The sequence below is a fragment of the Tardiphaga sp. genome (assembly GCF_044340795.1).
In the GTDB taxonomy this organism is placed as follows: domain Bacteria; phylum Pseudomonadota; class Alphaproteobacteria; order Rhizobiales; family Xanthobacteraceae; genus Tardiphaga.
Window position 1 is genome coordinate 1 of record NZ_JBIISY010000195.1, and the last position, 11062, is coordinate 11062.

At 62.8% G+C, this 11062-nt stretch carries 10 protein-coding genes; 9 read left to right on the plus strand and 1 reads right to left on the minus strand.

All coding sequences use genetic code 11. From position 1 onward, the window contains the following. The coding region (locus ACIQ17_RS24850) for a PLP-dependent aminotransferase family protein (protein WP_398471932.1) at nt 1-793 on the plus strand (793 nt) is incomplete at its 5' end. Between the two features lie 6 nt (nt 794-799). On the opposite strand, the gene ACIQ17_RS24855 is transcribed toward ACIQ17_RS24850, so the two are convergent. Beyond that, a complete protein-coding gene (locus tag ACIQ17_RS24855) occupies nt 800-1582 on the minus strand; it encodes a sulfite exporter TauE/SafE family protein (protein WP_398471933.1) in 783 nt (260 codons plus the stop codon). Between the two features lie 218 nt (nt 1583-1800). On the opposite strand from ACIQ17_RS24855, the gene ACIQ17_RS24860 reads away from it, so the two are divergent. From ACIQ17_RS24860 to ACIQ17_RS24895, 8 genes are all read left to right on the plus strand, one after another. Continuing rightward, nucleotides 1801-2214, plus strand: coding sequence for a nuclear transport factor 2 family protein (locus tag ACIQ17_RS24860; RefSeq protein ID WP_398471934.1), 414 nt, complete (start codon nt 1801-1803; stop codon nt 2212-2214). Between the two features lie 12 nt (nt 2215-2226). Beyond that, the gene (locus tag ACIQ17_RS24865) at nt 2227-3600 is read left to right on the plus strand and encodes an NAD(P)/FAD-dependent oxidoreductase (RefSeq protein WP_398471935.1); all 1374 of its coding nucleotides are present in this window, start codon (nt 2227-2229) and stop codon (nt 3598-3600) included. Nucleotides 3601-3931: 331 nt separating this feature from the next. Beyond that, entirely contained in the window at nt 3932-4783 is an 852-nt protein-coding gene (locus ACIQ17_RS24870) for an ABC transporter substrate-binding protein (RefSeq protein WP_398471936.1), read from the plus strand. 29 nt (nt 4784-4812) lie between these two features. Next, the gene (locus ACIQ17_RS24875; protein ID WP_398471938.1) at nt 4813-6423 is read left to right on the plus strand and encodes an amino acid ABC transporter permease/ATP-binding protein; all 1611 of its coding nucleotides are present in this window, start codon (nt 4813-4815) and stop codon (nt 6421-6423) included. A 46-nt stretch (nt 6424-6469) separates the two neighbouring features. Further along, the gene (locus tag ACIQ17_RS24880; RefSeq protein WP_398471939.1) at nt 6470-7711 is read left to right on the plus strand and encodes an acetamidase/formamidase family protein; all 1242 of its coding nucleotides are present in this window, start codon (nt 6470-6472) and stop codon (nt 7709-7711) included. A gap of 82 nt (nt 7712-7793) precedes the next feature. Then, nucleotides 7794-10133, plus strand: coding sequence for an acetamidase/formamidase family protein (locus ACIQ17_RS24885; RefSeq protein ID WP_398471940.1), 2340 nt, complete (start codon nt 7794-7796; stop codon nt 10131-10133). Nucleotides 10134-10154: 21 nt separating this feature from the next. After that, nucleotides 10155-10541 (plus strand): RidA family protein, encoded by a 387-nt coding sequence (locus tag ACIQ17_RS24890; protein ID WP_398471941.1) that lies wholly within the window; start codon nt 10155-10157, stop codon nt 10539-10541. Nucleotides 10542-10642: 101 nt separating this feature from the next. Further along, on the plus strand, nt 10643-11062 hold a 420-nt coding region (locus ACIQ17_RS24895; protein WP_398471943.1), incomplete at its 3' end, for an SDR family NAD(P)-dependent oxidoreductase.

Here is an 11062-nt window from a genome sequence, read left to right on the forward strand (position 1 = left end):
CTATCCCGATGCCCGCAACATTTTTGGCATGCTGACGGACAATATCGTGCCGCTCGCGGTGGATCGCGATGGCATGGTGCCGGATACGAGCTTCGAAAATTGCGATCTTGCTTATGTCACCGCCGGCCATCAATGCCCGACGACCGCTGTGATGCCCGAGGCGCGGCGGCTGGAACTGCTGCGCAAAGCGCAGGAGCGCGACATTGTCCTGATCGAGGACGACTACGAGAGCGAGCTGATCCAGGAAGGGCCGGCGCTGCCGCCATTGATGAGCCTCGATCGCTATGATCGCGTACTCTATGTCGGCAGCCTGTCCAAGGCGCTCGCGCCGGGCCTGCGGCTCGGCTACGTGACGGCGCCTGCGCCGGTGATCCGCGAGCTGCGGGCGCTTCGGCGGCTGATGCTGCGGCATCCGCCGCTCAATAATCAGCGCGTGGCGGCACTGTTCATCGGCCTCGGTCATTACCGCTCGCATTTGCAACGCGTCTCGCGCGTGTTGCTGGAACGCGCGCGTATTCTCGATCAGCTGCTGCCAAGGCATCTCGGCAATTGCAGTTTTGTGCGCGGCGTCGGCAGCACGAGCTACTGGGTGACAGGCCCCGCCGGCTTTGATGCAACCGAACTCGCCAAGGCGGCGCTGGCCGAAGGCGTGGTGATCGAGCCCGGCGATGTGTTCGCGATGACCAAAGGCAGCCGTGCCAACAGTTTTCGGCTCGGCTTCTCTTCGATCCGCAACGACCGCATCGAGCCCGGCATCGAACGCCTCGGCCGTATCATCGCGCGCTTGGGGTGAGGCGGCTCAGGTCAGTTCGCCGATGCCCTTCACGGCGCTGACAAGTGCGATGACGCCGAGGCTGGCGATCGATGTCTGTCGGTGCAGCGCATCGCTGCCGAGACGGAACGCCAGTTCGCCGACTTTGGTGCCAAGCCACATCACGGGCAGGCCGAGCAGCGACAGGCCCACGGTGTGCATCGTCATCATCCCGACACTGACGAAGCTGACCGTCGCGGTGATCGAGGTCATCAGGAAGAACACCATCAGCGACGCGCGCGCCGTCCGGCGCGGCATGGGAAGCGACATGTAATAGGCCACCACGGGCGGTCCGGGCATGGCGGCGAGGCCATTGAACAGGCCGGAGAAAAAGCCGGTGATGGTGGTGAGCGGGCGCGGTGGCGTTTCGGGCAGCGCAAACCCACGTTGCAGGGCGAACACGGCAAACAGCGTGATCGCGCTGATCGCCAATCGGGCTGCAGGAGCCGAGATCCCGCTCAGGATCAACGTGCCCAATGGCGAGCCGATCACCGCGCCCAGCGTCAGCCAGCGCAGCGAGGGCCAGTGGCAAGTCTGCGACGCCTTGCGGAAATCCATCAGGCTTCCGGCGAGCTGCAATCCGATCGCCACCGGCACGGCCTCGACGGGATTCATGAACAGGCTGAGCAATGGCACAGCCGCGAGGGCGAAGCCGAAGCCGGTATAGCCGCGCAGCACGGCAGCGATGAAGATCGAGGCAACGGACAGCAGAACCAGCTTCGGCGTCAGCGCCGTGCCAAGATCGCCGATCGCGATCATCAGGTCATGCATGTCACGTCAGTCCAAAGCTCCGTCATGCTGCCACCATGGCGCACCCCGACGCGAGGGGCAGGGCCAAACCGCGCCAATGCTTGGTCCAGATTGTTGGGGCGCTCTGGCCGGGTGGTTCGCCGCATCTGGCCCTAATCGCGCAACGAGGCCACTGGCAACGTCGCGTCATGGTCGGCCAGCCGCGCCGGCTTTGCTTAAACGATCGAGAGAGCTTTGCAATGTCCGAGTCGTCCGCGCGCCAACAGCTGCTCGTCACGCTGTTCGAGGCATTCAACCGCCACGACGCCAATGGCGTGATGGCCTGCATGACCGATGACATCGTGTTCGATACCGCCGTCGGCACCGAGATATATGGCAACCGCATCACCGGCACAGCCGATGTGAAGTCCGCCTTCGAGAAAGTGTGGGGCGGTATGCCCGATGTCAGCTGGACCTGCACGTCGCATAGCGTGTTCGGTGATCGCGCACTGTCGGAATGGATTTTCCGCGGCACGGCCGCCAACGGCCTGCGTATCGAAGCCGAGGGTTGCGATCTCTTCACCTTCACGGGCGACAAGATCTCGCGCAAGAGCGCGTTCCGCAAGGACCGGCCGCCGCTGCCCGCCAAGGAAACCGCGGCAGCCGCGTCGTAAGGAGCGCCATTCATGTCGATCGCCCCCTACGATCAACACCACGATCCGCTGGTCTCCCCCGGACCGGGCACCAATCGCGACTATGCGCCGACTTACTGGACCGCAACGGCCGGCACGCTGCCAGCGGATGATGGCCCGATCAGCGGCAATGTCGATGCCGATGTGGCGATCATCGGTTCCGGATATACGGGCCTTGCCTGCGCGATCTTCCTCGCCCGCGAATACGGCATCAAGGCGGTGGTACTGGAAGCCAATCGCGTCGCCTGGGGCTGCAGCACGCGCAATGGCGGGCAGGGGCAGAATGCATCGGGGCGCCTGTCGCGTTCGCAATGGATCGAGCGCTGGGGACGCGATGTTGCGCTGCGGTTGCATGCCGAAGTGCAGGATGGTTTCGAGACCTTCGAGGACCTGATCAAGACCGGCAATATCGATTGCGAGCCGCAGCGTGGCGGTCATCTCTATCTCGCCCATCGCCAGCGCATGCTCGACAAGATCGCGGCCGAGTCGAAGGTGCAGAACGAGATCTTCGGCTACAAGACACGTGTGCTGTCGGCCGACGAGGTGCGCCGCGATTATGTGAACGAGGCCGAATGCGTCGGGGCGGTGCACGAGCCTCTCGGGACCGGCGTGCATCCCGCCAAGCTGGCCTTCGGCTACATGCGCATGGCGCGCGAACTCGGTGCCAGGATTCATCCGGGCAGCCCGGTGCTGGAAATCACCACGCGGGGCGGTGTGCATCATCTGCGCACGCCGGGCGGCACCGTGCGTGCGCGTGCCGTCGGCATTGCGACGGGGGCCTATACATCGCTCGGCCTGACGCCGTTCCTGCGCGGGCGCTGCATGCCGATCATGTCGAACTCGATCGTCACGCGGCCGCTGACCGATGCCGAGCTGGAGGCGACTGGCTTCAAGACGACCCAGGTCATCACCGACACCCGCACGCTGCGCTTCTATTATCGGCGCCTGCCGGATAATCGCGTGCAGATCGGCAGCCGCAGCGCCATCACCGGCGCCGATGCCGCCAACCAGAAGCATCTGCAGCTCCTGATCGACGGGCTGCATCGCAAATTCCCCGCGCTGAAGGGCATTCAGATCGATTACTCATGGTGGGGCTGGGTGGATGTCAGCCACGACATGATGCCACGCATCTTCCGGCCCGATCCGACGCAGACGCTGTTCTACGCGCTCGGCTATGGTGGCAATGGCGTGTCCTATTCGGCGCAGGCTGGCCGCCGCATGGCTTCGATGATCGCAGGCAAGAGTTTCGCGGGCCAGGATCTTCCGATCTTCACCTCGCCGCTGCCGACGCACCCGTTCACGCCGTTCCGCCGCATCGGCCAGCGGATGCTCTACAAGCTGTATCAGTCCCGCGACGAGGCGGCGTAGCGGCGATCTATCTGAGGCCGTATCGGTTTGGCGCGGGACGCTGATCTCAAATGTGACGTGTGACGCTGTCGGTCATCGGCGCAAAGCGAACAGAGAGCGATGCAATGATGACTGACGAAATACCGACAAGACATGGATGCCCAATTAATGGGCGTCGATTGCCTGCGGTCTGACATCCGCCGATCCAATTTATTGTACGCCCTCAGACAAGTTTTCCAGCTGCGACCTCCACTAGCTTCTTCGAAGTTCGAACCGTGGCCTGTGCCGCGATAACGTCGAAGGAGGGGTCAAATGATCACGCTGTCTTTTCCGCGTCTTCACGGGCTGATGCATGTCGCTGCGCTCGGGGCATTGCTGCTGGTCGGCATCGGTGCCTCGACCGGCGAAGGCCGCCGCGCCAGCGGCCTGTGCCGAGTTGCAGGCGAAATATCCGGACTGGAAAGGCAAGACGCTCGTCAATGCCATCAATCCGCATACGCCCGGCTATGAATCGATCGATCCGAAGGATCCCAGCAAATATATCGGTTTCGATATCGATCTCGGTGAGATGATCGGCGAATGCCTCGGTTTCAAGCTGACCTATAAGGCCGTGGCCTTCGCTGCGCTGCTGACTACGCTGCAGAGCGGGCAGGCCGATATCGTGATCTCCGACATCTATGCCACCGAAGAGCGCGCCAAGGCGGCCGACTTCATCACCTATTCGAAGGTATTCGACGGAGTACTGGTCGCCAAAGGCAATCCGAAGAAGATCACCGGCATCGACACCTCGCTCTGTGGCGCGGCGGCGGCCGAGAACACCGGTTATGTCGAGGTGCCCTTGATTCAGGCACTCGGTCCGGAATGTAAGAAGCTCGGCAAGCCGGAGCCGACCATCCAGCTCTATGACAACAATGCCAACTGCATCCAGGCGATCCTCGCTGGCCGCGCCGACACCTATATCAACGACGTCAACACTGTCGACAATGCGGTGAAGGCCTATCCGGACAAGCTGGAAAAGGCGATCGCGGTGACGATCCCCTATCAGGTCGGCATCGGCGTGCCCAAGGACAAACCGAAGTTCCGCGATGCCGTCAAGGCGGCGCTGACCGAGATCTACAAGTCTGGCGACCAGCTCGCGCTGCTGAAGAAGTGGAATCTCGACCCGGAGAACCTGATGGAGCCCGGCCTGCTCACGGTCAAGTAAGGTCGCTGTTACAGAAGGACGACTGCTCCATGGAGCTGTTCCTCCACTATCTGACCATGCCGTATATGATCGAGGGCATCGTGGCGACCTTGCAGGTCACCGCCCTCGGTCTGCTCGGCGGTCTGATCCTCGGTGTGATCCTGGCATGGATGCAGCTCAGCCGCTTCAAGGCGCTGGCCGGCTTTGCTCGGGTCTACACCGTGATCTTCCGCGGCACGCCGCTGATCCTGCAAATGGTGTTCGCCTATAACGCCCTGCCGCAGATCGGTATCAAGCTGCCGGCCATTCTCGCGGCCGGTCTTGCGCTGGCGTGCAACGAGGCGCCGTTCATTGCCGAGATGCTGCGCTCCGGCGTGCTCGGCGTCGATCGCGGCCAGAAACTCGCCGGGCAGGCGCTCGGCATGACGCCCGGCGTGCTGATGCGCCGGATCATCGCGCCGCAGGCGATCCGGTCCATGATTCCCGCTTTCGGCAATGAGACCGTGAGCGCGTTGAAGAATTCGTCGCTGGCCTCGGTAATCGCCGTGCAGGAACTGACGCTGCGCTCGACACAAATGGCCTCGGCGACGTTCGATTTCTTCTCGATCTTCTTCGCCTCGGGCCTGATCTATCTGGTCCTCACGGCCGCTATCGCCGGCATTCAGCTATTTCTTGAATGGCTGTTCGATCTCGATCGCACGTCGAAGCAAATCAGGCGAAACTGGTTGATGCCGTGGTCTCGGGCTCGGGAGAGCGATGGTCCGTCGGCGGCGGCCGACGCCGAGCAGCCTGACATCCTGCCCGACGGGGGTGTCGCCGAATTGCCGCCGCCGCGCGCGTCGTCCGAGCGGATCGATCGCGGCAAACGCGCCGACACGCTGGCGCGAAACAATGTGGCCGTCGATGTCGCAGCCTTGCGTAAGAGTTATGACAGGCAGGTCGTGCTCGATGGCGTCGATCTCACTGTACGGATCGGCGAGGTGATTGCGCTGCTCGGACCGTCGGGCTCCGGCAAGAGCACGCTGCTTCGCTGCATCAACAATCTCGAATTGTGGAATGGCGGCACCATCAAGGTTGGCGGCCGCCAACTCGGCTTCAACGCGCATGGCAAGGCACTGCCGCCACGCCTGCTGGCGCAGGCGCGGGCCGAGGTCGGCGTCGGCATGGTGTTTCAGCAGTTCAACCTGTTCGGCCACCTGACGGCGAAGGAGAATATTGCGGGCCCGCTGCGCTGGGTGCATGGAATCTCGCGCGCCGATGCGGATCGCCGGGCGTCGGAGCTACTCGCCCGTGTCGGCCTCAGCCATCGCGCCGATGCACTGCCGCGTCATCTGTCGGGTGGACAGCAGCAGCGTGTGGCCATCGCCCGTGCCATCGCGCCGAATCCGAGCGTGTTGCTGCTGGATGAGCCGACCTCGGCGCTCGATCCCGAATTGGTCAATGAGGTGCTCGACGTCATCCGCCGTCTGGCGGTGGAAGACGGGCTGACCATGATCATCTCCACGCATCAATTGCGCTTCGCCAGCGAAGTCGCTGACCGCGTGGTGCTACTGGCAGGCGGCGCGATCATCGAGGAAGGCCCGGCCGATCAGGTGCTCAACCATCCCCGCAATCCGGTGGCGCAGCGCTTCCTCAGTGCCATGGAGGCCGAGGTCGCGTGAGCATCATCGCCAGTTATCGTGTTTCAGTCGTCGTGAGGGTCTTTGCATGAAGCATCATCTCCTGCCGGTATCGCCGAAAACCATGCATTGGGGCTATTTCAGCAAGGTCGTTGCGCCGGCGCTGACGCTGAAATCCGGCGACCGGGCGACCATTGAGACGCTGACCCATCATGCCAATGACGATTATGAGCGGATGATTGAGGGCGATCCCGGCGCCGAAAGCGTGTTCAAATGGACGCGCGAGCATAAAGCCATGGCGCGGCGTGGCTCGGGCCCAACCGAAGGCCCGTTCATCCGCGGCTCCGGCGAGGGCGTCGGCGTGCATCTGCTCACTGGCCCGGTGGCGATCGAGGGCGCTGAGCCCGGCGACGTATTGGAAGTGCGAATTCTCGATGTCCGTCCGCGCCCGGCCTGCAAGGCCTGTCATGCCGGCAAATGTTTTGGCTCCAATGTCGCAGCGAATTGGGGCTTCCACTATCACGATCTGATCGAGGAGCCGAAACCGCGCGAGGTGGTGACGATCTTCGAGCTTGATACGTCGGGTGAGCCGTTTGCGAAAGCGGTCTACAACTATGTCTGGACACCGCAGACGGATCCCGACGGCATCCTGCATCCGACGATCGATTATCCCGGCGTACGCGTCGATCACGCCACCATCGTCAAGCGCGAGAATATCCTCTCCCATGTGCGCGTGCCGGCGCGGCTGCATTTCGGCACCATGGGGCTCGCGCCCTCGGAGGAAGATTACGTGTCGTCGATCCCGCCGAGCTATACGGGCGGCAATATCGACGACTGGCGCGTGGGCAAGGGCGCCAAGATGTTCTATCCGGTTGCTGTCCCCGGCGCGTTCTTCTCGGTCGGCGATCCGCATGCGGCGCAGGGCGACAGCGAACTCGGCGGCACCGCGATCGAGACCTCGCTGACCGGCGATTTCGAATTCATCCTGCACAAGCATCGTGATCTCGGCGGCACCCCGCTGGAGGGGCTGACGCATCCGATGCTGGAGACGCCGGATGCCTGGTCGGTCTACGGCTTCACCTATCCGAATTATCTTGCCGAGCTAGGCGCCAATGCGCAGGCCGAGATCGCCAACCATTCCAGCCTCGATCGCGCGATGCGCGATGCCTTTCGCAAGATGCGCCGCTTCCTGATGACAGTGCACAAGCTCAGCGAGGATGAGGCGATCTCGCTGATGTCGGTAGGGGCGGATTTCGGCGTCACCCAAGTGGTGGATGCCAATTGGGGCGTCCATGGCACCATCCGCAAGAATGTGTTCCGGTGTGACTGATCGCGCGGCCTTCGCGGAGCAGGGCGTCTCATCCTTCGGGATGGCACAGAGGTTGCTTCGCTTCGGCTATGAAGGTCGAAGCATGACCCTGCGTCCATATACGAGTGAGTCTTATTCCGAAGGCGAGCGCCCGGAGGCGTGGCGCGACGTCCTTGTGTCCATCGGCTTGCAGCCCACGGCAGCCACAACCATTCACGCCGGCCATGCCACAGCGGTGCGTCGCAATTTCCAGGCTGTGACGCTCGCGAAACTCTCGGCAGGCGCGCAGGCCGTGTCGGCGGGCACCGACCGCGCCTCGGATCATCCGCTGGTGTTGCTGCCGGTCGAAGATAACGTCGTGCTCAAGACGGCGGGCGGCCATCAGATCGTTGCGGCCGGTCATCTCATTCTGCTGCCGCGTGCCGGAGACTGGAGCGTCTCGTTCCAACGGGCGATGCATGCGGTAGTGCTGGCGGTGACGTCGGAGCCGACCCATGGTCGCCGGGCCATGCCCACTGGCGACGAGGTGCATGTGATCGCCCCCACTGGCTTCGCCAGCGTCTTCGCGCAAATGATCGAACTCGCCGCGCGCGATCTGGAAGCGCTGTCCGATGTCGAGTGGAATGCGCTGGCACAGAGCCTCGCCGATCTGCTCCCCACGTTCGCGCGCCAGCAGCGCAGCGGCGCGGGCGACCTCGCTAGCGGGACGGCCAACAAGGCCGCCACGCTGCATCGCTTGTGTCAGGCGGCCGAGCGCAGGCTCGACGATCCCGATCTGACGCCGGCTAAGATCGCTACAGCCGAAGGCATTTCGGAGCGCTATCTACAAAGACTGTTCGAGGGCACTGGTAGCAGCTTTACGAATTACTTGCGCGAGCGGCGGTTGCAGCGCGCCTGGGTGGATCTGTCCAATCCGGCGGAGGCGCATCATTCGATTTCCGAGATCGCGTTTCGCGTCGGCTTCAACGACTCCGCCCATTTCAGCCGCACCTTTCGCCAGCGCTTCGGCGTCTCCCCGCGCGAATTCCGTCAGGCCGAATCCGAACGGCTGACGGCCTCCGCCGCAGCGGCCGGGCAGCGCGGCTGGCCACAGCAGGCGCTTGCGCAACTCCGCAGCCAGAACGTTTCCTTGGCGCAAAAGCCGGCGGTGCATGTCGATCAGCAGGATGTCGCCCTGGCGGATACGCCGCGCCATCATCATCTCGCCGCCGATGCGTCGCGGGTGCATTGGGGCTATTTCAGCCGCTCGCTGCCGCCGCAGATCGAGATCGGCTCAGGTGACACCATCACCATCGAGACGCTGACCCAACATGCTTCGGACGATCCCGAGCGCATGATCAAGGGAGATGTCGGTGCCGAGAGTGTGTTTCACTGGACTCGCCATCAGAAGAATGTCGATCGCCGTGGCGCCGGGCCGCTCGATGCCTCGATCTACGGCCGCGGGGCCGGCGAAGGATTTGGCGTGCATATCTGCACCGGGCCGGCGGCGGTGAGGGATGCCGAGCCGGGCGACGTGCTGGAAATTCGCATTCTCGATATCGTGCCGCGCGCCAGCCGCAATCCGGATTTCGCGGGCCGGGTGTTCGGCAGCAGCGTCGCGGCGTGGTGGGGCTATCACTACAAGGAGTTTCTGGCGGAGCAGAATGCCCATGAGGCCGTTACCATCTACGAGATCATTGATGATGACGCCGAGCCATATGCGCGCGCACTGTATTCCTATCGCTGGCAACCGCAGACCGATCCGTTCGGCACCTTGCACGCCACCTATGACTATCCCGGCATTCCGATCCCGCCATCCTCAGTGCGACGTCGGCATGATGTCCTCGACGGCATCCGGATTCCGCTGCGGCCGCATTTCGGCGTCATCGCCGTGGCGCCGCGCGAAGCCGATCTCGTGGATTCCGTGCCGCCCGCTTATTTTGGCGGCAATCTCGACAATTGGCGGCTCGGCAGGGGATCGACGATTTATCTTCCGGTCTCTGTGCCTGGCGCATTGCTGTCGGTCGGCGATCCCCATGCCGCGCAGGGCGACGGGGAACTCGGAGGCACGGCCATCGAATGCTCGATGACCGGCACCTTTCAGGTTATCCTGCATAAGAAAGGCGATCTCACCAACCAGCCTTTCGCCGATCTCAGCTATCCCTTGATCGAAACAGCGAGCGATTGGGTGCTCATGGGCTTCAGCCATCCGAACTATCTCGCCGAATTCGGCGCCAAGGGGCAGAGCGAGGTTTATGCCACCTCGTCGCTCGATCTCGCGATGAAAGATGCGTTTCGCAAAATGAGGCGTTTCCTGATGAGTGTCAAAGGCCTCAGCGAAGACGAGGCGATCGCACTGATGTCGGTCGCGGTGGATTTTGGCGTGACACAGGTGGTGGATGGCAATTGGGGCGTCCACGCCATTCTCAGCAAGCGTGTCTTTGATCACACATCACGAAGCTAAAATAGTGGCGAGGAGACATTGTTGCTATTCCACATGATATCCGGTGGCCCGAAGCCAGTCGCGCCGTTCAGCCATGCGGTCGAGACCGACGGCTTTGTCTTCGTCACCGGCCAGATGCCTGACACGCCGGGGGCGCCGGGCGTCTTGCCGGATGGAATCGCGGCACAAACGCATGCAGTCATGGAAAACCTGCGTGTCGTCCTGGCGGGCGTGAGTCTCGGTTTCGAACATGTCGTGATGTCGCGAATCTATCTCACGCGCTTCAAGGAGGACTACGCGGCGATGAACGAAGCCTATCGCAGCTATTTCCCGCAGGATCGCCTGCAGGCCCGCACATGCGTCGGTGTGACTGGCCTGGCCTATGATGCGCTGATCGAGATCGATCTCGTCTGCCGGCGACCGGCATAGCGCGGTAGATACGTTCGTGGAATGAAGCTTGCTAGGTGTTGGGGTAACATTACTGCTTGCATGTAAGTCGCTGCCACTGACTCAACAGAAGGAAGCTGGGCATGGATCTCGGACTGAAGGGCGTCAATGCATTGGTCACCGGTGGCAGCAAGGGCATCGGGCTCGCGATTGCCGAACTGTTTGCCGACGAAGGCGCCAATGTCGCGATCTGCGCGCGCAACGCGGAGGATGTGACCAAGGCAACCGCCAAGCTGACGGGCAGGGGTATCAAGGCGAAGGGCAGTGCGGTTGATGTCGGCGATCCCGCTGCGTTGCAAGCGTGGATCGACGATGCGGCTGCTGAACTCGGCGGTGTCGATATTCTCGTTTGCAATGTCAGCGCACTTGCGGTCGGTGATACACCGGAGACGTGGGAGAAATCGTTCCGCGTCGACATGATGCACACCGTCAACTCGGTCGCGGCTGCGATGCCCTATCTCGAGAAATCGAAGGCGGCCTCTATCGTGATCGTATCGAGCGTG

Excerpts from the sequence above, each read along its gene's own strand:
- ACIQ17_RS24855 (WP_398471933.1), bottom strand. The coding sequence starts at position 1,582 with ATGCATGACCTGATGATCGCGATCGGCGATCTTGGCACGGCGCTGACG.
- ACIQ17_RS24860 (WP_398471934.1), top strand. The coding sequence starts at position 1,801 with ATGTCCGAGTCGTCCGCGCGCCAACAGCTGCTCGTCACGCTGTTCGAG.
- ACIQ17_RS24865 (WP_398471935.1), top strand. The coding sequence starts at position 2,227 with ATGTCGATCGCCCCCTACGATCAACACCACGATCCGCTGGTCTCCCCC.
- ACIQ17_RS24870 (WP_398471936.1), top strand. The coding sequence starts at position 3,932 with ATGTCGCTGCGCTCGGGGCATTGCTGCTGGTCGGCATCGGTGCCTCGA.
- ACIQ17_RS24875 (WP_398471938.1), top strand. The coding sequence starts at position 4,813 with ATGGAGCTGTTCCTCCACTATCTGACCATGCCGTATATGATCGAGGGC.
- ACIQ17_RS24880 (WP_398471939.1), top strand. The coding sequence starts at position 6,470 with ATGAAGCATCATCTCCTGCCGGTATCGCCGAAAACCATGCATTGGGGC.
- ACIQ17_RS24885 (WP_398471940.1), top strand. The coding sequence starts at position 7,794 with ATGACCCTGCGTCCATATACGAGTGAGTCTTATTCCGAAGGCGAGCGC.